This is a genomic window from Kribbella solani, assembly GCF_014205295.1.
In the GTDB taxonomy this organism is placed as follows: domain Bacteria; phylum Actinomycetota; class Actinomycetes; order Propionibacteriales; family Kribbellaceae; genus Kribbella; species Kribbella solani.
In genome coordinates this window covers 3,498,400-3,519,401 of sequence record NZ_JACHNF010000001.1, presented here as the reverse complement: position 1 = coordinate 3,519,401, position 21,002 = coordinate 3,498,400, and the positions used below count along the sequence as shown (strand labels likewise).

The following is a 21,002-nucleotide window of genomic DNA, read 5'->3' as shown; positions in this document are numbered from 1 at the left end:
CGGCTGTCAATCCTGCTGAGCATCCACTACGGGATGTACTCGAAGAGCGGCAAGGCGGTCGACCTGCAGACTCAGGGGGAGATCTCAGCGGTGCGTAGGCAAGCGCGAGTGCACGCGACATACAGTTGCCGATCGGTGTCGCGCTCGACGCTCAGGCCGTTGGCGAGGCGCCGTTGCTCATCCGGGGACAATCTGATTCCGACTGTGTCCCATTCCCTGCCCTTGGCCTGGTGCGTCGTGAGACCCGGGACCGGGCGGCCTGCGAAGCCAAGTCGCTCCTGGATAAGCGCAAGTCGTCCTGTGTGACTGGCGTGCGGTTTGCGTAGACGTCTTGGAGAGATGGCTGCGACAAGCTCGCTGAGTTGCACGTACGCGGCACGGATACTTGCCCTGGTTCCCGGCCGGAGTGTCTCGATGATCGCCTGCAGTGCGGGTTCGATGCGCCGGGGGAGGTCGCGGTCAGAGATCGCCAGTGCCGTCAGGCTGTCGTTGAGGTATGTCGCGTCCAGGCTGAAGATGTTCCTGGTCGCGTGGTTCAGCAGCAGGGTCGCGGCTGCTTCCTCCTGGCCACCCTTGAAACCGTGGAATGCCAGCGGAAGGACTTCTGGACCGAGCTCCCACATCGGCTTCCACTGCAGGGCCAGGACGACGTCGACCGCACTGGTGTCATCGCTGATCGGGAGAGTGACTCCACGCCCGGCGCGGAGGTCCTCGGCCAGTTGTCGTTGCGATGGTTCGCGCCAACGGAACGACTCGGTGAGGGCCAGCCTGCGAAACTCGTGGCGGTCGAGTAGGAGGGGCACGACGTCTGGCCGGGCGCCGCGGAAGACATACAGAGCCTGCCACGGATCTCCGACCAGGGTGACCGCGATCCCTGCCTCGACAGCGAATTCGATGATCGCGATGTCCAGGTCGTTGGCGTCGAAGACTTCGTCGACGATGAGCGCCCGAGTGCTCGTGGCCAGACGGGCACGCACATGGGCGGCGACCGTAGGGTCCGCGATGGCCTGCTTCAGGACGTCACGAACGTCGTCATGCGTACAGATTCCCTGGTCCAAGAGAGGCAGGCTCACCGTCGCGGGGACTGTGTAGTGGTGCGACTGCGTGAAATAGCGTCGGATGACGACCTGTCCGTGCTCGATGGTCAGCCGGTACGCCGTCCTGTTCCGCGTGGTGCCGCTGAAGGATGCCCAACTGTCCTCGACCTGGAGATCCTTGTGGCCGTTCGGCCAGCGGAGGAGCCCGGCGTGCAACAGGTCGCCGACCAGATCGGACATGATCGTGTCGAGGGTCACGATCCGATGTGGCCACGTGAGTGCGCGGGATCCCCAGAATCGCTTGACGCGACGTGCCAGTGTGAGCGTCGCCGCCCTGGTGAAGCTGACTGCAACCACAGCCCGTGTGTCAGTACGTGCCCTCGGATCGAAGCGGTGGACACCGAATCGCTGAGCTGCGACGGTTGTCTTACCCGTGCCAGGACCCGCCTCGATGAAGAGGCGCGATTCCAGAACGCCAGCAGCGAGCCGCTGCTCGACAGTCAGCGAGGTCCCAGCGGTTTGCGTCATGACCCGACCGTGATGTCTGAGTCCGCCGTCATGTAGAGGAAGTCCAGCACTTTCTCGATCGGCTCGGGCACCCTGACCGCTGTTCCGGTGGTGCGTGCATCTCTCAGTTGCCCGGCTAGCGCGAGTGCGAATTCACCCTTGCGCCTCGCAGCAGGTCCTGCAGGCGTCGCAGGAGCATCCTTGGGCTTACGCGCGCTGCGGAAGAGCTCATGCACCGATTCCGCCGTCACCTGGGCCGGCACGTCCAGTCCGTCCAGCTCCGACAGTGCATCGGCGACCAACGCCTCGTTGCCGTCGGTCAACTCGGGCTCGAGCGTTGGGTGGCTCTGCGCGATGAGCACGACGTCGGGGTCATGCTCATCGGCCCAGGCCGGCTGGCTAGGCGTCTGGTCGAACGCGAGATCGGTGTCGCGCAGCACCGCGATCCGGTTGCAGAGCTCGTGGTTCCTGGTGGCGAGCAGCCGGACCGCCCATGCGCCGACCTTCGTCCCCATCGCGACGATGCTCAAAGCGTCGACGAAGGCCTGTTTGTCCGGGTCGTCGCCAGCCCAGATCCAGCCGAACTCACGGATGACCGCTGCCTCGGTCACCCCTTCGACGAGCAGCAGTCGCTCAGCAAAGAGCGCCGCCGAGCGACTGGCATCCAGGTGCAGCCGGGTCTTGCGCAACACGTCCTCTCGGTCTGTGATCGGCAAGGCGGCGATGGTCCGCGAGAGATTCCGGCCGGATCGATCGCGTCGTACGACGACAATCTCCTCGGGATCGCATGAGGTGATCACGTCGGTGGCGTGCGTCGAGAGGATGACCTGAAGTTCCGGCCGGCGCTGGACCTCACGGCGGAGGTAGCGGGTGAACGAATGCTGGAGCTGTGGGTGGAGATGCGCCTCCGGCTCCTCGATCACCAAAGTGACGTGGAACGGGCCGTCCGGGAAGAACGAGTCCTCACGGCTTTCGCTCTCGGCCTGGGCCTGGCGGAGTCGTTCCTCGGCGTTCTCGAGTTCTGTCGACTGCTCCGGTTCCTCCTGTTGATCCCCGGCTGATTCTGCCGGACGGGAGTCCGGGATGGCCGCGAGCGTCACGGCGATGTGCAGCAGATTGACGTAGCCGAGTCCGACAGCCTCCAGGGGCAACGCGTGCTCGCGGCCCTCGATGGTGGCAAGCATGAGCTCCAGTACGCGCGCAAGATACCGGTCGTCGACCACCTGACCACGGATGTAGGGCCAGTTCCTGCTCACACCGGCCGAAAGTGCTCGGAGATGCTCGCCGACTCGATCCTCCAGGCCCGTCAGCAGTCCGTCCGTTGCAAGTTGCTCCAGTAAGACGGAAGCACGGGAGCGGAGCGATGTCAGGTCGCGACCTCGTCCTCTGTTCTGCTGCTGCGCTCGCAGTAGCTCGACGAGGATCCTTGCCTCCCGTCGGGCCAGCTCGTCGAGTGGATTGCGTGACGCCGGGAGGTACACCAGCAGGAATGCGTCCTCGGCCTGATCCCCAACGATTGTCTCGGCTCGTACTCTCCCCAGATTGCGGCGAAGAGTTCGGGACCAGCTGGCGGCCAGAGTTCCAGGGGCGTTGCGGCCGCTCTGCGCCTGGAGGCTTGCCCCCAGCGGTCCCTCGACTAATCCCTCGGACGCGAAAGAGTAGTCGACCTCAACTGTGCGTTCCGGCGGTCCCAGGGTCGATGCCGAAGGGGGCTGCACGTTGGGAAACGTCTTGTGGTGGCTGAGATAGAGAGCTTCGCTCACGGTTGTCTTGCCAGCGCCGTTCGCGCCGATCAGCACGCTGAACCGTCCAGGAAAGTTGACTTCCAGGTCCCCGAGCGCGGTGGCTCGTAGGCCCTGGACGCGAAGTCTGCTCAGATGCATCCGTTCTCCTTGTGATCTGGATCGTGACTCAATCGACTCAGGTCTTGCGGATCCAATGAAAGCTCGGTCAGGCCGTCAGCCAGAGCGCGGAGTGCCTCGGCGCCGGCCGCCTGGGTCCTGGAAAGTTGGCTCTCCAGGGCTGTCAATTGCCGGAACGCGGTGCCGTACTCGTGCTGGCGCTGGAGTGGCAGCAAAGGGATCTGTAGTCGTTTCACGTCGACCCGAGTCGTCCCTCGGGTCGGCGTCAGGACCATTCCTGCCTGATGGGCGTTGCTCCGACTTGCGAGCATGCCGGCCACGTACCAGGGATCGAGCTGCGCGGGGTCGACCCTGAGCAGATGAACGCCCGATCCGAGGAGCGCTCCGATCTGGTCAGGTGTTGCCACCCGGGCGACGACTCCTTCGGCGATCGCGGGAATCAGGATGTCGTTCGTAGCGATGAGGAGTCCATCGGCCGACGCTCGCCCGCTTGGACCTTTGCCCCTGCTCACATCCTGCGATACGATGGCCGGTCCGCTCGTCAGGTCGACCTGCGGTGCACGGCCGCGATGCAGCGCCACCACACGATGACGTAGCAACGTGCCCACGGACATGAGTTGCAGATTGTCGGCGCTTGCCGCTGATGGCCGTAGGCTTTCCGGGAGCAGAGCGGTGACATTCGCCGTCTGGAACCGCAGCTCATCAAGAGTTTTGATGACGGACTCGCTGTCCGCTCGTGCGGGTGGCGGTCGGCGGAGTCTGCGCCCCGGAGTCAGGTCGACCTGGCCCTCGAGGAGATCGAGAACCGAGAACCAGTCCGCTACATCGTGCGAGATTCCGCTGCTCGATCCGGATTCCCATGCAGCAGCCGCTGTGCTTCGCTGATCCGTCTGCAGATGTTCCTCGTTCGTGAGGTCGGCAAGCAGGACCTGGTGGTTGTCGGGCTCGGCCGTGGGGTGCTCGAGGAGCCACAGGTGCGGTCCGACGCTCGTGCCGCGGACGGCTCCGGCGGGAAGGGCGAGGACAGCTCGTAGCCTGCCGCGGCGGAGCAGTTCGGTCCGAATCTGACGGCCCGCGGATCTGCTCGCCGCCGCTGGAGGCATGAGAAGAGCAGCGCGGCCGCCGGGCTTCAGGTGGGCCAGTGCGTGCTGCACCCAGGCGAGTTCGGGTTCGGTGCGCGGCGGAAGGCCGCCGTACTCCCAGCGCTCGTCGATTGCGAGGAGCTCGTGCCCCCAGTCCTGGATACCGAACGGCGGGTTGCACACAACCGTATCGACCGTCAGCCCGGGATCGGCGTCAGCAGTCAGCGAGTCGCCTGCCCGGATCCTCAGTTCGATCGGGCTGTTGGTTTGCTGGGCAAGCAATGCCAACCGAGCGAAGGCAATCCTGGCGTGGGCCTTGCTGGCGTCCTGCCCGAACACTCGCACGGCGTGGCCGCTCGCCATCGCGCGTGCGCAGGCGGTTCTGAGAAGGGTTCCGGTGCCGCAGGCAAAGTCGAACACCGTAGGCCCGGCTCCGGGGGTAGCTAGGGTGAGCATCAGCTCAGCGGTTGCGTCGGTTGTCTCTTCGACGCTCATCGACGACCGAGAAGAGACGTACCGCTCGTGCAGTTGCTCGAAGAGATCGGCGTTTGAATACTCTGAGGTCAGCGACGCTACCGACTTGAGGAGGTCCTCGTCGGTAGACGTCCAACTGTCCGGCAGGCCTTCCGACAACAATGTTGCGTCGGGTCCTTGCGTCGTCGACAGTTGCTCGCGCAGCGCGTCGGCACTGAGCGGTGCCTCTGGCCAGTCGTCGGTGTCCACAAGCAGAACCGTCCCGATCTGTGCAAGGGACTCGGCGACGTGTCCAGATCCTCTGGCTTCGATCCTGCGCCACACCAGCTCCAAGGCCGGGACGTTCGACCCCTTGCCCTGCTCGTCGAGCCAGACGCTGACCTCGTCTAGATCGAAGACAGGGTTCCCGGGGGTTCCGGCCACCGGGTGTGGAAAGTCGGCGTACCGGCGTCGCCAGTTACTGACCGCAGCTCGCCCGACCCCGGCGATCCGCGCGATTCCCGTCGCCGTCACGGTAGTCGGGGTGTTCTCGTTCACGATCCGTCCTCCACGTCTAAGCAGGCGGCGATGCCGTCGTCGGCGGCCTGGACCTCCGAGCTGTGTGGCCCGAATCGCTGAACGAGGTCCGGCCGAAGCTCCTGATAGCTGATCAACGCGTCTGCAGCGGCATCCATCACGAGTAGCAGGTGCGCCCTGCTCAGGCGTAACGACAGGACCTGCGGGTCGAGGCTACCGAGCTGACCGCTGGCCCAGCGAAGGCACTGGTCGATCACCTGCCGGGCTCCGGGCAGATCGCCGGCGCTGGTCAGGGCGTTGGCTTCCGCAAGCGCGTCAACGAGATCGGTTCGCCGCATGGGTGTCTGCCGTCGTCGGGCGCGTCGCACCTGCAACGGCGGGTCGACCTGTTGCTCGATTGGCCGGAACGGCTCACGGAACGGCCTCGTCGGATCCGGACTGCCGCATAGCCGATCAGCGCCCGAGCCGTACACGGGGAGGTGCGGCTCGAGAATGTCGATCACGTCAAGGGCCTGTGCCGGCCGGTGTGCCGGAAGCTTGGCCAGCAGTTGGGCGGTCAGGTCGCCGAGCCAGTTCGGCACATCGGCGCGAAGTTGGTGTACAGACCGCGGGACTGTTTCGATGTGCTTCTGCATCATCGCCTGGGGTGTCGGTGCGTTGAAGACGAGCTGGCCGGTCAGGAGTTCGAAGAGAACGCAACCCAGCGAGTACAGGTCTGCCTCCGGCCCCGCCATGCCGGAATGAGCGATCTCGGGAGCCATATAGGCGGTCGTGCCGGGCGTGTGTCCGGTCTCGGTCAGCCGTACGGCCTCCGGATCGGACACCGCGACGACGCCGAAGTCGAGGACCTTCAGGGTCCCGTCGACCGCGATCATGAGATTCGCGGGTTTGATGTCGCGGTGGATGAGGTCTTGTGCGTGAGCCGCTGCCAACGCGGTAGCGACCTGGGTGATGATCGAGACTGCGGCGTCGATTGCCACTGGGTGATGCCGGCTTATGTACTCCTTGACGGTCGAACCGTCGATGTACTCCAGCACCAGGTACATACGGCCGTCCGCGTCGCCAAGCGCATGGATCTGCGGAACCTGACGGCATCCGCTCAGCGCCGCCATCGCGTGTGCCTCCCGCCGCAGCCGCTGCTCGTGCTGCGGCGACGCGTTCTCCGGGCTGACCCGTTTGATCGCGACTGATCGCTCGAGCGTGATGTCGTGCGCGAGGTAAACGGTCGCGACGGCTCCGGACCCGAGGACTCGTCGCAGCGCGTAGTTGCCGCCCAGCACTTCCAACGACATGGTCTGCCCTTCCCGTCCGCACCTCTGTGAAGCATATCAATCAGATGGTTCGTGTGGACATTGTTCACAGAGAATGCTTCACTGAGTGCATGGCTACGGACTGGCCGATACCGGCGGGCGCGACCGGATCGGCGCGGCTGATCAGGGTCTTCGCAGGAGCGGCCGAGGAGAGCGCTGAAGACTGCCCGCTGTTGTGCGCGGTCAAGGCGCGCCCGGCACTTCGCTTGCCGAGAAGGGTCTCGTCCGCGCGCGACCTCGAAGGCTTCGCGCTGGGGCCGGTGATGGCCGAACTGGACCGGATCGAGTTCGGGGAGGCCCGCGAGAAGTCGAGCAGACCTGTGCATGTCGGGCATCGACGCTTCGTCGAGGAGGCTGTCGCCAACTACCTCTCCGCCGCCTCGAGTTCACCGGTCACCCCTGCGTTGGTTCCTGACCCTAAGTTGTGGGTCCGCCAGGTCAGGTCTGACGATCTCTACGAGTTGCGGGCCTGGGGGCGGGGGTACGCCTCGCTCGACGCAAGCGTGCGGGAGTTGCGGCTGCTGACCTTCGGTGCGGCCGGTCGGCGCGTGCGTGATCTCGCGCAGGTCGCCATGGCGGCGTACGTCGTCGCGTTCGGAGGGCGTGCCGACCGACCGCGGTACGGACAAGCGCATGATGTGCAGGCCTTTCCCCAGCCGCGGAGGGTCCGGGTGGTCGAATTCGGCTGCCTCGGTGGTGAGCCTGAGGTCCTCTTCGACGGGACGCCAGAGGATGCCCGGGTGCAGTACGAGCAGTACGCGGCTCCGGCGCTGCGGCGGTCGGTGGAGGCCACAGAACGCCGGCCGGGAGCCAGCTGCAAGGACTGTTCGCTGACCGGTGAGTGCGGGGCGCTGACAAAGAGTCCTGGGATCCTCGGTGTCGACGAGCCCAACCGCGCCCGGCGAACCGTCTCGGTCACCGATCTCCGCCTGCACAGTCTGTGCCCCGCGAAGGCGCACTTCCGGCAGCTTCGGTTGCCGTCGGACAAGTCGATCGAGAACAGCGGAGCTGTCGTCCGCGGGCGCGCGGTTCATGCCTGGATCGAACAACTTCACGAACGGACGCCCAGAGTCCAGTGCACCACCGGGGATGTTCCTCCGGATCCGTCGGACTGGATCGGAGGCAGATGGTCGGTGTCCGGCCGCGAGGCCGAACGCGGCGCGGCGATGATCGCGATGCACGCGGCTGTCTGTCCACTCCGGTATTCGGATCCGGACAGCGTGCGTTCCGAGCGTCAGCTCACCGTCTACGACCCGCGGGCGAACGCCGTCGTCATCGCAACACCTGATCTCCTCTACCAGGATCGCGGCGGCTGGGTGTGGCGCGAGGTTAAGACGACCACCTATCGATCTCCGCGGGTCGGCGCTGACCTGATGGAGACCTACCCCCAGGTTGCTCTCGCCGTACTGATTCTCGCCGAAGGTCTGCTGGGTGACGAACCGCGAAGGTCGCGCGTGGAGCTCGAGATCTTGCGACCGGGTGGCTCTGACCTCGAACTGATCCAGCCGACGCGTCCCGATGTCATCGGTCGTGCCCGGGCAATCGTCCGGCAGTACGCCGGTCCCTGGCACGCGGACACGACTGCGCAAGCCCGACCGGGTGATCACTGCGACCGATGCGAGTACTCCCGATGGTGCCCAGAACGGCAGCTCCCGAGAGCGGAGCAAGAACAGTGAATGTCATCGAAGCGCCGCATGAAGGTGTCACCCTCTTGCGTACCGTCGCTGGCGCCGTCATCGATCTCGACCAGATCGAGGACCCGGGCCTGTTCAGGCTGCCCTACCCGCCCGAGGTGCAGCGCGCTCTGGATCGGACCGTGCTCGCATGTCTGTTGCGGGGTGCGGAGCCGCCTCTTTCGGTTCCTGAGCTACTCGCGTGGTGCCGTGAGCGGCCGGTCGTCGACTGGCCGCTTGATCTCCCGGCTGACCTGGCACATCCGGACGACCTACTGATCGATCCCGAAGCATGGGTGCCGACCGATCTCTGTTACGAGTGGGCCGTTGATGCGCCCGACGCTGCCGTCGAGCAGATCGACCGGGCGCTGATCCACAGTGCATTGGACAGTTGCAGATCAGCCGGGCGCCCGGCGTCGTACGTCGCCTTCCGGCGGCTCCTGATCGAGCATCCGGTGCTCTCGGAGGCGAAGCTGTCGGAGATCGCTTTGCACCCCGAGCTGACTCCGGTCGATGGGTTGCTGGAGAGGGTCTACCTTCCGGCACCTGACGGATTGCAGCGCAACTCGAGTTTTGCGGCCTGCTCATGCTGCGAGTTGTTGCTGGTACCAACCAACGACGGCTTGTGGTGGTGCGAAAATCCGCGATGCCGTGTTGCTGGCACCATTCGTCCCGGAACCACCTATCCAGTGGATGAGGGCGGTGGAGTGCGGCTGCTGACCCGGCCACTGCGCCTCTTCGTGACCATGCCGGGGCGGGCCGAGTTGGCGCTCGCTGCTGACCTGGCCGTCATGGAGCCGGAATTGTGGCCGAACTACGACGCCTACGACCTGCGCATCACCATGCCTGACGGCCAGGTCTGGGCGGTGGACGTCAAAGACTGGGCGAATCCGGCGCTCCTCGGCCGGAACACGAGGAGCCTCGACAGCGACCCGCCGTACGACCGCGCGTTCGTTGTGGTGCCGGATCATCGCCTCAAAGCCCGGCGGTCCTACGTGCGGATCGCGCGGCGTTCGCTACGAGCAACGCCGGATCTGGAGATCTGGGGACATCGGGCATTCGTTCGTGAGGCGAAGGCGGTCTGGAAGGGAACCCATGCGTAACCGAACCAGTTGGACAGCCGACCTGCTGCCGGAGCTGATTCGTGCTCTGTCTGAGGCGCCGGAGCCTGCGAGGACGGCCGCCCGTTTGTGCGAGGTGGAACTGGGGCTCTATCTGATGCGGCGACTGACGCCGGATCAGCCGGTCGGTGCGGGCTGGGTGCTGTTCGGTGGCTATCCGTTCGCTGCCTTGGCCGGATACGTGCCGACCGACGATGCCGCACGGATCTTGCGGATCGCACGCATGCTGCTCTGGCCGTTGCGGCGTCCGCGCAGCTGGATGCAGGCGATCGACGAGTATGTCGACCTGGATCCGGTGGTGCGAGGCTACGATATCGTCGGTCAGAATCGCCCCGCTGAGCCCCGCAGGCCGTCGATCGCGGCCGGTCGGTGGGCCGCCTATGAGAACGCGCTGAGTTCGGCGCCGCCCTATCAGACAAGGGATCTGCCGCTGGCAACAGCAGGGTCCTGGCGCTTCAGCGAGGAGAAGAGCTGGAGCTCGGTGATCCTGCCACCAGAATTGCCGGGCGGTGCAGCGCGAGGTCATGATCTCACCGAGGGGCCACGCGAAGGCGGGAAACCGCTGCGGGTCGACCTGGACGAGTTGCTCGCAACGGCACAGTGGATCGACAACACGCTGGCCGCGCCGGGACAGCCGGCGAACGATCTGTGGTCCCAGCGTCTACGACGGTGCGAGCTGTTCGTCCGGGGCACCGAGGAGTTCGAGAAGTCGAAGATCCTGACGGTGGATCGGATGCTCCACCTCATCGGCATGGTTGGTGCGGGCAAGAGCACCCTGCGAGACATTCTGGCCGTCTGGGCCGCACGCCGTGGGATGCGAACCACGCTGGTGGTCGGGGATGTCGCCGAAGCCCTGCGACTGGTGGCCTTCTTCACCGAACTCGGGCTCCGGGCCGCGCCGGTGCTCGGGGCAACAACCCGCGAGCAGCACCTGCAACGGCTGCACCGACGGTCTGCCGCGATCGACGGCCCACTGCTGAATCAGGATGCCCCGGGCTTCGACTACCTCAGTACGGCGTGTCCGCTCGACGCTCTGCGTGGGGTGGAGGCTGCGGTGCCGCTGCGCTATTCGAGTTCGCCCTGTGTGCAGCTCTATCCCGCGGTCCGTGTCCCTCCGCGCAGTCTCACCGTGCTCGCAGAGGAACAGACAGTTCCGCGACCGAACGGACGTCAGCGTCACGGCTGTCCGCTCTGGCAGCGCTGTCCTCGGCACCATGCCGCGCGCGAACTCGTCGGCGCGGACATCTGGGTCGCGACTCCGGCAGGGCTCGTGCACAGCGCCGTACCTGCACACCAGAACGGGGAGCGCGTCCGGTATCTCGAGACCGCCTGCCGGCGTAGCGATCTGATCGTGGTCGACGAGGTGGACAGGGTGCAGCAGCAGCTGGACAGCATGTTCGCGCCGGCCGCAGTCCTCATCGGCAGGTCACCGAACTCGTGGCTGGACGAGATCCAGCAGCACAAGATCGCCCGACTGGCCGAGCAAGGGAGACTCCAACTGTCCGACGATACGGTGATGCGGTGGACAACCGCACTGCACACTGTCGCGGCAGCTGCTGACCGGATCTATCACATGTTGCTTCGAAATCGGGATCTGCGGAACTGGGTCGAGGCCGACTACTTCAACCCATGGACATTGCAGTACAAGCTGCTCGACGAGTGGTTCGGTGAGCAGTACGAAGCCGACGCGGCGGATACACCGCAGGCAGATCGTCCGGCGTGGGACGACGAAATCGGTCAGTCACTTGGTGACGAGGAGAACGGAGCAGAGCCGCAGCCGGAGTCTTCGGATGCGCGAACGAATCTCACCTCGGTGCTGGACAAGTTCCGGGACGACCCACTCGGTGAGCGCGAGCACGCCGATGAACGGGTGGATGCATTGGTCCGCCTGACCCGCAGACTGCTCCACACCACTCGGACGCGCGACTCTCGCAGCCTCGTCGAACCAGCACTGGTTCAGCTGCTGACAAGCGCCGGGAGGGACGCCGACCTCACGACGCAAAGAATGTCGGAGCAAGCGTTGCGGTTCGAGTTCACGTTGATCCTGTCCGCACTGCACACGCGTCTCGACCTGCTCACGGACCTGTGGCCCGCAGTCGAGGCTGCGCTCGATTTTCCTGCCTCGAGCAACGTGCTCGCCCGTCGCCCGCCCGACGACTACCGGCCGCTCGTGCCCGAGTCGCCGATGGGCAACATCCTGGGCTTCCAGTTCATCCCTGACAGCGAAAGCAAGGTCGACTCGCGAAGCGGAGAACTTCGGTTCTTCCGCTGCGCCGGCAACGGGCGGGAACTGCTGCTCCAGCTGCCCGAGTTGACGCTGGCAGATGGGCTGCCGGCGCCGAATGTCTTGCTGATGTCGGGAACAAGCTGGGCCGGGACATCGACGCGGTACCACATTCTCTCCGAGGTCGGAGCGCTGCTGACGCCGCGCAGCGAAGAGTTGGAGGCGGTTGGCCGGTCGGTCTTCACGACGCGCTTCCTGCAGCAGGACGGCCGGCCGTTGAAGTTGTCCGGCGCGAAGCCGCACCTGCGACCAGTTTTCCTGGAGCAGATGCTCAACCAGTTGGCCAAACGCGGTGCCGACGGGACCCCCAGTCCCTTCGAGCAGGAGCTCGCTGCCATCGAAGATCCACGTCGTCGCCGTCTGCTGGTGCTGACCGGATCGTACGACGAGGCGCGCCGGGCCGCTACGATCCTTGCTCGCATCCCGCGCTGGGAGGGCAACGTCTGCAGGCTGGTACCGGATGATGCTGAGCAGGATCATCGAATCGCGGGACCGGGCGAGGAGGTACGGTCCCTGGCCCGAGGTGACGTGGCGGAGTTCGCCGCCACGAATACCGAGCTGCTCGTCGCGCCGCTGCTGGCAGTCGAGCGCGGGCACAACATCCTCGACGGCGGGGTCGCAGCCATCGGCTCGGCCATCTTTCTCGCTCGCCCGCACCCGCGGCCGGACGACATCGGCCTCGCCATCCAGGCGATCAACGACTGGGCCTCGCGGCGCGTCCGGTCCCCGGAATTCGCGGATCAGGTCGAACCTGCCGGAGACCTGGACGTCGTGGGACGGCAGTTCCGTACCGGGGCCAGGCGACGATGGCGCCAGTTGTTGAGTCAACCGGTGGTCTGGCGACGGCTGTCACCGACCGAGAGGGTCAGCTTCACGTGGGACCAGCTAGTGGTGATCTGGCAGGTGGTCGGGCGCCTCGTCCGTGGCGGCGTACCAGCCCGCGTGGTCTTCGTCGACGCACCGTTCGCCGAACGTGCCGCGGAAGGATCTGATCTGCCTGACACCAGGGACTCCAGTCTGCTGGTGTCCATGCGCGAAGTTCTGGACCCGTACTTCGATCCTGACAACGCCAGCGGCGTGTCACCGCTCGACCGCCATCTTGTAGGCACCCTCTATGCCCCCCTCCATTCGGCTTTGTCTCAATTGTTTCCTCGGTGATACGGAGCACGCTATGCCCAGATACTCGGCGATCCGGTTGTCCGCGTTCGAGCCGGACCGGGCTGGCGACCGGTTTGTGCAGGAGTTCCAGAGCCTGACGTTCCCGGACCATTGGCGAAAAGACTTGCTCGACTTCTACCGGATCGGCAGGACAAACCCGGACAATCTCCACCAAGTGCCGATCAAGAGACTCAACGAAGTCCTGCGCGCCGTTGCTCCGCAGCTGGTCTGTGTGGCTCGCAGCGCGACCGTTGCCGACGACGAGCCCTGGCTGTACGCCCGGGAGAGGTTCCCGCGCGGCCTTCTGCTGCAGCTGGTCCGTGCCTGGATCCGGGACCTTCACACGCCACGACAGCGAGAGGAGTATCCAGAGCTTCTCGATGCGGCGATCGCGCTAGACGAGGCGTTGGGCGTGGACGAGCTCGAGTGGCAGCCGACAGACGTCGATCTGTTGGGACGCGACATCACCCTCGGAGACACAGCAGATCCGCATCGGCGCCTCTACCAGCTCCTCCCGGACGTCATCGCCCAACAGGTGGTGAGACTCGAGCCGTACACGTTTGAAGGGGTTCAGCTGTCCTTTCGTATCGCCTCGACCGCGCGCGGAGCTGAGCTGGTGTCGTGGCCGCCGCGGCCACATCATGACGAGGATGGTGAATGGCTCTTCTCCTTCGTCATCTCTGTGACCGTGCAGACGATCCCCTTCCGGGACGACTTCCGGCTGCACGTCCGGACCGGCGTCCGGCGGTGGCGAACTGGCGGCGCTGTACCGATGCCGTACCGCACGGGAGTCTCCGTCGTGCTCGCGCACGAGGACTCCTGGTTGCGAGGCGCGCCGCCAACGGACCGGCTCAGTGTCAGCAGGATGATCAAGGACTACCGGACGCAGACCAATCGGTGGCTGCAGGGAGGGCCGGAGGGAATGCTCAGCCGGTTGAGCCTCGCCCGTTCGTTCCCTGATCCCGAGGTACTCCGTCAGGCTCCGGACACGTGGATCGACGAGACGGCCGGTCTCCGGGCAGCTGTGGTGCACTCGACGCACATGGGGGAGCACGGTGTCGGTGCCGGCTTGATGGCACGGGACAGGGCCCCGTTGAACGACTGGATCGTGGATGCGTTGGTCCCGTTCCTGCGTCGCGTTCCGGATCTTCGGCCGACGGTTCACTCGACGGTTCCGCTCAATCTGCCGAAGACCGCGAACAGCGCGTGGCCACAGGAACGGAAGGACGCGTTCAAGGCCGAGCAAGTAGCCAAACGCTCGACGGCGCTGCGGTGCCGGCTGAGCGAATTGCTCGCAGGTGAACCCTTGATCCTCGAAGCCCGGTGGCAGCATCCCCGAACCCGCGACGCGCTCGTCGCTCAGCTGGCCGACGTGCTGGGCCTGGAGGGATCCGGTGGGGACGGGATCATCCGTGCGTGGCAGTCAGCAGAGCTCTCGGTGCAGTTGCATCTCACTGAGGCCGGCGAAATTGTCTCTCCGCTCGAGTTCGCCAGCCCCAAGCCGCGACGGGCGACATTGAGCGAAGCGATCAAGTGTCGCCGGAACGCCGTACGGTCGGAATGCGCCGGCGACGGCCGGTCGGGAGTCCTGGCGACTGTCGTGGAGATCGGCCACGCGAAGTCGTTCTTGCCGCTGACCGATCCGAAGTTCGCCGTACGTTTGGGCTTTGCCGACGCCGGGCGGCTGACCAAGTTCGTACAGGTACCCAGCGGCAAGTACAAGAACGCGGGCGCGAAGAGCGTCACAATCAGGGCCGCGCAGGCCTGGCGTGACGTCTTCCGGCAGATGGGCACTTCCGTCGTCCCCGTCCACAGCCTGTCGGGATTCCCGGAGGACCTCGAGTACGTCGCTCTGTGGATGGTGAAGCGCCGGGCTGACGGACCAACCGGGAAACGCCAGACGGTTCCGATCGCGATCAAAGTGGACCAGAACGGGTTTGCCACCGGATTCGACCGGCGAAGCGGTCGGTGGATTCCACATCGCCAGTTGCTCTTGGACCTGGCCCGGTCCGCGGAGATCCCCGGGCAGTTCGACCAGGAGGAGCCTGACACGACCTGGGTGCCCGATCTGGCGACACAGCAGGCTGATGCGGAGAACTTCGTCAAAGCCATGCTCTACAGCCTCCGCGATCGCCGGGTGCTGCTCCTGACACACGCGCAGAACTCCCGCCCGCTGTGGACGTGGCTACAAAACGGTCGTCTCGAGAAGGATCTCCTGGGGTTCTCCTCCGGTCCGGGGCAGGACATCGGTTTGTACGGCGATCGGCTGTGTCACGTGCGGGTCCGCGACAAGCAACAGGACGAGACGTCCCAGTGGTACGCGATCGACCAGCAAGACGGCCATCACGGCATTGCGACGGGCGTGTGGCTCGACGCGGATCATCAAGCCGGTGACCGAGTATTCCTGAGCTCCGCGGAGAAGGCGGACACCGCGAAGAATGCAGCGGTCGATGCCTCGAAGCTGGCGACCCGGATCAACAAGGTCGGCGCGGTGGTCATCGACACTGGACGCAACGCCTCGAACCCCGGCCTGCTGGAAATCACTGTGGCCGCATTGCCGACCGACGGTCCAGGGGAGACTGAGCAATGGGCCGCGTTGGTCCACCAGTTGCGTCGGGCCCCGGACCGGCGATCAACGCTGGCGCTGCCGCTACCGCTGCACCTGGCGCGAAAGACTCAGATGTACCTCCTCCCGCACGATGACGAAGCCTCGTCGGAAGCCCCGGGCGGTAACTGATGGAATGGTGCTGTGCCTGAGATCAACTCGGTGAGCAGCCTCCGATGAGCTGTTGCGCAGCGAGGAACCGACAGCGTTCGCACCAACTTCCAACTGCACAGTGTCGAGCGCGTGTCTCGTCTCCTCCGCTCGGCCAAGAACAAAGCTGGCGCCTGCGGCCAGCGATTCAGCTGACATCAGGCAGTTTGTCGGCGTCACCAAGGGAGTAATGACTGCCGGACGCAGGTAACGCCCGGCGTGGCGCAAAGCTGCCGGCATGTCGGAGGACTCAGGGTTTTACTCATCGGAATGAACGACACGGGTTGAGTAGCGCCAGTACACAACGAGCACTCTCCATTGGAGAGTTAGCAGGTCAACGGCAACTTTCGACCGGTGATGCGAATCGACGAGAAGGCTGGCATGGTAAAGCGAGGTTAGGGGTACCGCTCCTGCGCCTCGCTACTACTTCGATGAATGAACGGAGTCCGAGCCATAGCGAGGCGATTGCTCTCAGGCGCTGCTCCTGTCGGTCGCCCAGACCTGTCAGGCGTAACCGTTGTTTCGCGATCGAGCCGCCCGCTCAGGCCAATGCTGCAGTCGGTGCTGGCGGGCGCACCGGATCCGGCACTGTCTGCCCGCAGTCCCTGCCAGAGGAGGTCGTGGACAAGGTAGGCGACCCTTTGGTTGTCGGGGATGTGAGATCCGGTGCGCCATGCCTGCGACGATCAGACTGTTGCTGTAGGCAAGGTCCTGCTCCGTCACAGCTCCGTGAGAGGCTGCGAAACGCTGACAACTGCTGATCGTCGATGAGAGACAAAACTGCAGGTCAGAAGCGATATCCAGGGTTCTGTGCCAAGGCCCCGCCAGGCTGGAAGAGATCTACACAATCTTCGAGGGGTGCGTAGTGGACTTAGACGGACAAAGTTGTCCCCGGCATCCGTTGAGGCTGTATGCACAGGGCGAACGTTCCTGGGCTTCGGATACGGGGGGCCAATGGAGGCAGCATGGACGGCAAGGCGGCGGATCGCGACGAGGTGCGGCGGCGGGTTGTTGAGTTGGTGGGGCGGGCTGAGGCGGTTGTTGAGGGGCTTGAGGTGGGGGCGGAGGATGGGCGTTGGGCTTTGACGGCGTTTAGTCGGTATCGGTTGTGTGAGTTGTTGGGGATTGTGCCGTATGTGCGGTACGAGGGGGATGTTGATGGTGATCCGGTGGCGCTGTTGGAGGAGGCGGCGGGGCTGGTTGATCGGATTGAGGTGTCGATCGAGGACTTGAGTTGGCGGTTGGCGCTGGGGGATGCGGTGCGTACGGCGGCGGCTGATGTGCGGAGGGTCCGCGATGCGGGCGACGTATGAGGATTTGTTGCGTACGGCGAGGCGGATTGCCGTCAGCGCCCAGCGTGGGGTGTACGTGGATCAGGCCGAGGTGCTGGCTGATTGGGATGCGGTTCTAGCTGCGACTCGGAATCATCTGTGTCGGCTGGGCGTGTGTCTCAAGGCAGGGGCGGGAGGGCCGGCGGCGGTTGAGCGGTCGGAGAATTGTCTGGGTCGATTGGCGCAGGCGATCGGGGCAGGCGCGGATCTGCTTGCGGTTCAGGATTCGTTGTCTGCGGTTGTCTTGAGCGATCGCGAGGATCGGGTTGCGGCGGCGGCTGAGGTTGCGGCGGTCGCGTTGATGGGGGCGCGAGTCGTCGAGCGCAGCGTGAGGGTCCGGGCTCGGGGGCCGTCGCGGTTGCGACGGGTTATGCGGGAGTTGACCGAGATCGCGCGAGCTGACGTACGTGGCGCTGGGCTTGGTGGCATCGGCGTCCTTGCCGCGGGGCCGGCTCCTGTGGGTGGTGCGCTTTCGATGGTTGGTGCGAGGGCGGCTCGATGGGAACGTGCGCATGCTGAGGTTTCCCATGAGGTGGTGTTGACTCGGGATTTGCGGTCCACGACGGCGCAGTTGCGTACGATCGGCGGCCAGGGTTGGTACGTCGCCAGCCTGTTGTTGTCGGCGCGTTCTTCCGGCCTCGATCTCGAACAGCGGGTTGAGCTGGAGAGTCTGCGTCAGGCGTTGGGGAGCCTCGACGGTGCTGCGGTTCGGGTTGATGCGGACTTGCGGCGGCGCTTGTCTGATCTTGGCAGGCGGAGCGATTCGCCTGATGAGGTGGCGTTCCTCGATCTCAAGGGCGTAGTCGACCGAGTGCTCGGCGATGGTCAATGGAGGTCGGCTGAGCTGATGGACGCGGCTGACGAGCTGCTCTGGGCAGCGGTGCAGGTCGCGCGGCATTTGGAACGGACGGTTCATCGGATGATTTGGTCGGGTCGGCTGTTCGTACCGCGGTCGGACGCGGCGCGAGTTGAGTTGACGTATCTTCGGCGTCCGACCGGTGGGGCACGTTTGCTGCAGCCCTACTGGGTGCGTACGGATCGCATGACCTGTTTCAGCGATGTGATCGATGACCTGGCGAGGTTTGTCGATCATCTGGAGACGGCTAGCGGGGTTGCGCGGCGCCTTGCGGGAACGGCTGCTGTTTCTCGCAGTGCAATTGAGCCGATGAAGCGGATGCCGGCGCGGTTCCGGGACTTGGATTTGTCCGGGATTGACGATCAAGGATGGGAGTTCGCCGAGCCTGGACGTTGAACAGGGCAACCGATCTGAGCGGGAGGTTGCTGTGGGCAAGGGACAGGTGGGCGCGGAGGATCTTCATCGGGTACTCGATGCAGAAGTGAGCAAGTTGGCGTCGGGATCTGACTGGGCAAGGTGGTTGGACGCTGCGGCGGTGTTTCCGGCGTACGGCTTTGGCAATGTCGTGTTGATCAATCTGCAGATGCCGCAGGCGAGTTGGGTCGCGCACTGGCGTACCTGGAACAAGCTCGGGCGTCGCGTGAATACAACCCAGGCGATCCGGATCTTGAAGCCGGTTCACGCACGGACGACACCGGCGACGAGCCTGCAGCCAGCCAGGGGTCTGGTCGACCACCAGGTGATCGGCTTCGGGGTCAGTGCTGTGTTCGACGTGACTCAAACCGTTGGCCCGCCGATCTGGCTTCCTCGCGCACCTGTTGCCGCAGATAGGTCAGTGGCTAAGGGCGTGTGGGCCGCCGTGGTTCGCGAGGCGGCGGCGGATGGCTTTACCGTCGATGTGAGGCCGGCCGGTGATATGTACGAAGGTCTGACTGATCATGTGGCCAAGCGGATTGTGATCGCGGATCACCTTGACGATTTCCGGGCGGTCGCGCGGCTCGTACACGAACTCGCGCATGTCCGGTTGCATTCGCCGGCCGCCTTGCGGGCGGGCCTCGGCCTGGTCAGGGATGGCGAGGACAGGGGCGCTGAGATGTGGGGTGGGATTCGCGAGGTGGAGGCGGAGTCGGTCGCGTACGTGGTCCTGGCGCATCATGGTCTACCTACTGGTGCCGCATCGTTCGAGTACCTCGCGGAGTGGGCGCGGCAGGTCGATTCGGAGGACCCTGCGAGTGCTATCAAGGCGACCGGTGCTCGGGTCGTCAACGTGGCGAGGCGGCTGATCGACTCGACTGACCGGTATCTGAAGAACGATCGGACGACTCTCGGTCCGGTGCCGGCTCGGCCGCTCGATTCAGCGTTCCTGATGCCGGATCTCGATGGTCCGGCGCGGTGAGGTCTCGACATGGGAGCGAGCGAGCGGGTCGCCGCGCTGCGGCGGGCGCGTGAACGTCAGGCGCGGATCGAGACCGCAACGGGTCGGACGCTCAGGGCACGGGCGTCACTGGACCGGGCGATCGAGGCGAAGGCGGTCGCGATTGAGCGGTACGACGAGCGGCTGGCGGAGGCCGAGGCGAGGTGGGCGGCCGAGACGGCCGAGCTGGCTCGCGTCTGCCGCTCTGCTGAGGCAGCGGCGGAGATTCTTGGCTGGTCAGTTGGTGAGCTGCGGCGGGTTGTGAAGTCGGAGCGGGAGCGCCGTGCTGCTGCGGGGGAGAGGCTTGGAGGTTCTGATGCCGGTACCTGATGCAGATCCGTTGTGGGACGTCGATCAGGTCTCGGCGTACTTGAGCATCCCGAAGCGGACGCTCTATCGCTGGCGGACGTTGGGGTATGGGCCGCGGGGAAAGAAGGTCGGTCGGCACCTGCGGTACCGGGCGAGCGACGTGATCGCCTGGTTCGCCGAACTCAACGATCATCTGCTTGACGAGCGATGGGACCGATGAAGCGAGCCTCGCGACATGGCGACGAGGACAGCGCCTGAGTCGCCCCCGTGCCGGCCGATGTTGGCGTGGATCACCGCCCGCGGGATGCCGGTGACTGCGCGGTTGATGCCGCGAGTAGTTGGTGTTCTGGCCGGGATCTCAGCGCTTGTTGGCTGGGTTTGCGACTGGCTCGATAGTCACGATCAGGCGCCTATGTTGTGCGCGTACGGTGTCCGCGAACTTCTCCGCGTCGTCGGACGCACCGGCGTAGTCGAGAATGAGGTACTCGCCGAGCCAAGCGCGTACGCGGCAAAGCGGGCCGTCATCACGTGGTTCGCTGGTCATGCGCCGTCCGTAGGGCCGAGCCGTATGAGGAATCGCGCCATGCCTAGAGAGTGATAGTCGAGGGTTTCGGCTGGGTTGTCCCAGGTGATGTGCAGCCAGCAGGCGGTGACGGCGTGGATTGTGCCGTCGCCATAGTCGAAGTGGTGAATCCTGTCGCCCTTGTGCAGATCGTCCGGAGCCAATGCTTGGCCTGCAGGAATATCGGGCGGCTCTCGTTTGGGAGGCCTTCGCACCCGCACGACGGGGGTGGTGTCGACCTTGTACACAGGGCCCTCCAGGGCACAGACAATGCTGGCCCTGCCACCGACAGGGGAAGCGGTGGCAGGGACAGGTCCTCGGGTGGATGCGACGAGGAGTTGGAAGGCGCGACCGGCGCGGGGGTGCGGCTCGCACGCCGGCCTCGCCGGTCTAGGGGCGACCCGAGTAGGCGAGCATTGGATTGTCATCCGGATCGAACGGGTCAGGGTCCATCCACCGGATCTCCGACGCGCCCAAGTGCCCGTGAATCTCGAGCAGGTCGTCGACACTCGGCCAGAACGTCATGCACGGGTGCGGCCCGAGCCACTTGACGGCTACCCACTGCCGGCCGTCCTCGTTCGGCGGGAACTCGACGACCAGCGCGACCACGCCCGTACCACTGACTCCCGACGGATCTCGATACCGATAGAGCTCTCCGCGCCGCATCAATCCGGTCCCCTCGATCAGACTCACTGACCGCCCGACGGCGTTGTCGAGCGTGGCTCAAGCCTCGCCGCAAGGACACGGACAG

Annotated in this window: 16 protein-coding genes; 9 read left to right on the top strand and 7 right to left on the bottom strand. The window is 65.2% G+C overall.

Annotated elements, in window-relative coordinates:
• Window positions 1–71: 71 nt before the first annotated feature.
• From HDA44_RS15845 to HDA44_RS15830, 4 genes are read right to left on the bottom strand one after another with little or no spacing between them, the layout of a single operon-like run.
• The gene (locus tag HDA44_RS15845; protein ID WP_184835130.1) at window positions 72–1,565 is read right to left on the bottom strand and encodes a UvrD-helicase domain-containing protein; all 1,494 of its coding nucleotides are present in this window, start codon (window positions 1,563–1,565) and stop codon (window positions 72–74) included.
• Entirely contained in the window at window positions 1,562–3,427 is a 1,866-nt protein-coding gene (locus tag HDA44_RS15840; RefSeq protein ID WP_184835128.1) for an ATP-dependent nuclease, read from the bottom strand. Before HDA44_RS15840 ends, HDA44_RS15845 begins: the two co-directional genes overlap by 4 nt.
• Entirely contained in the window at window positions 3,418–5,499 is a 2,082-nt protein-coding gene (locus HDA44_RS15835; protein WP_184835126.1) for an N-6 DNA methylase, read from the bottom strand. The genes HDA44_RS15840 and HDA44_RS15835 overlap by 10 nt, the downstream gene beginning before the upstream one ends.
• The gene (locus HDA44_RS15830) at window positions 5,496–6,770 is read right to left on the bottom strand and encodes a serine/threonine-protein kinase (protein WP_184835124.1); all 1,275 of its coding nucleotides are present in this window, start codon (window positions 6,768–6,770) and stop codon (window positions 5,496–5,498) included. Before HDA44_RS15830 ends, HDA44_RS15835 begins: the two co-directional genes overlap by 4 nt.
• A gap of 89 nt (window positions 6,771–6,859) precedes the next feature.
• Between HDA44_RS15830 and HDA44_RS15825 the strand changes: the two genes are divergently transcribed.
• From HDA44_RS15825 to HDA44_RS15785, 9 genes are all read left to right on the top strand, one after another.
• Window positions 6,860–8,464 (top strand): PD-(D/E)XK nuclease family protein, encoded by a 1,605-nt coding sequence (locus tag HDA44_RS15825; protein WP_184835122.1) that lies wholly within the window; start codon window positions 6,860–6,862, stop codon window positions 8,462–8,464.
• A 35-nt stretch (window positions 8,465–8,499) separates the two neighbouring features.
• Window positions 8,500–9,564: a pPIWI_RE_Y domain-containing protein gene (locus HDA44_RS15820; RefSeq protein ID WP_184835120.1), complete on the top strand. Its 1,065-nt coding sequence runs from the start codon at window positions 8,500–8,502 to the stop codon at window positions 9,562–9,564.
• Entirely contained in the window at window positions 9,557–13,024 is a 3,468-nt protein-coding gene (locus HDA44_RS15815; RefSeq protein WP_184835118.1) for a pPIWI_RE_Z domain-containing protein, read from the top strand. The genes HDA44_RS15820 and HDA44_RS15815 overlap by 8 nt, the downstream gene beginning before the upstream one ends.
• Before the next feature lie 13 nt (window positions 13,025–13,037).
• Window positions 13,038–15,761 carry a pPIWI_RE module domain-containing protein gene (locus tag HDA44_RS15810; RefSeq protein ID WP_184835116.1) on the top strand — a complete coding sequence of 908 codons (2,724 nt, stop codon included), beginning with the start codon at window positions 13,038–13,040 and terminating at the stop codon, window positions 15,759–15,761.
• A 983-nt stretch (window positions 15,762–16,744) separates the two neighbouring features.
• On the top strand, window positions 16,745–17,092 hold the full coding sequence (locus HDA44_RS15805; protein ID WP_184835114.1) for a hypothetical protein: 348 nt from the start codon (window positions 16,745–16,747) through the stop codon (window positions 17,090–17,092).
• A complete protein-coding gene (locus tag HDA44_RS15800; protein ID WP_184835112.1) occupies window positions 17,076–18,362 on the top strand; it encodes a hypothetical protein in 1,287 nt (428 codons plus the stop codon). The genes HDA44_RS15805 and HDA44_RS15800 overlap by 17 nt, the downstream gene beginning before the upstream one ends.
• 544 nt (window positions 18,363–18,906) lie before the next feature.
• Window positions 18,907–19,362 (top strand): M78 family metallopeptidase domain-containing protein, encoded by a 456-nt coding sequence (locus HDA44_RS15795; protein ID WP_184835110.1) that lies wholly within the window; start codon window positions 18,907–18,909, stop codon window positions 19,360–19,362.
• A 9-nt stretch (window positions 19,363–19,371) separates the two neighbouring features.
• On the top strand, window positions 19,372–19,710 hold the full coding sequence (locus tag HDA44_RS15790; protein ID WP_184835108.1) for a hypothetical protein: 339 nt from the start codon (window positions 19,372–19,374) through the stop codon (window positions 19,708–19,710).
• Window positions 19,697–19,909 carry a helix-turn-helix transcriptional regulator gene (locus HDA44_RS15785; RefSeq protein ID WP_184835106.1) on the top strand — a complete coding sequence of 71 codons (213 nt, stop codon included), beginning with the start codon at window positions 19,697–19,699 and terminating at the stop codon, window positions 19,907–19,909. The genes HDA44_RS15790 and HDA44_RS15785 overlap by 14 nt, the downstream gene beginning before the upstream one ends.
• Before the next feature lie 138 nt (window positions 19,910–20,047).
• Here the strand turns inward: HDA44_RS15785 and HDA44_RS15780 are convergent, their stop codons facing one another.
• The 3 genes from HDA44_RS15780 to HDA44_RS15770 form a co-directional block, all read right to left on the bottom strand.
• Window positions 20,048–20,233 (bottom strand): hypothetical protein, encoded by a 186-nt coding sequence (locus tag HDA44_RS15780; protein ID WP_184835104.1) that lies wholly within the window; start codon window positions 20,231–20,233, stop codon window positions 20,048–20,050.
• Window positions 20,230–20,499 carry a hypothetical protein gene (locus tag HDA44_RS15775; protein ID WP_184835102.1) on the bottom strand — a complete coding sequence of 90 codons (270 nt, stop codon included), beginning with the start codon at window positions 20,497–20,499 and terminating at the stop codon, window positions 20,230–20,232. Before HDA44_RS15775 ends, HDA44_RS15780 begins: the two co-directional genes overlap by 4 nt.
• A 142-nt stretch (window positions 20,500–20,641) precedes the next feature.
• On the bottom strand, window positions 20,642–20,917 hold the full coding sequence (locus tag HDA44_RS15770) for a hypothetical protein (protein WP_184835100.1): 276 nt from the start codon (window positions 20,915–20,917) through the stop codon (window positions 20,642–20,644).
• Window positions 20,918–21,002: the final 85 nt, after the last annotated feature.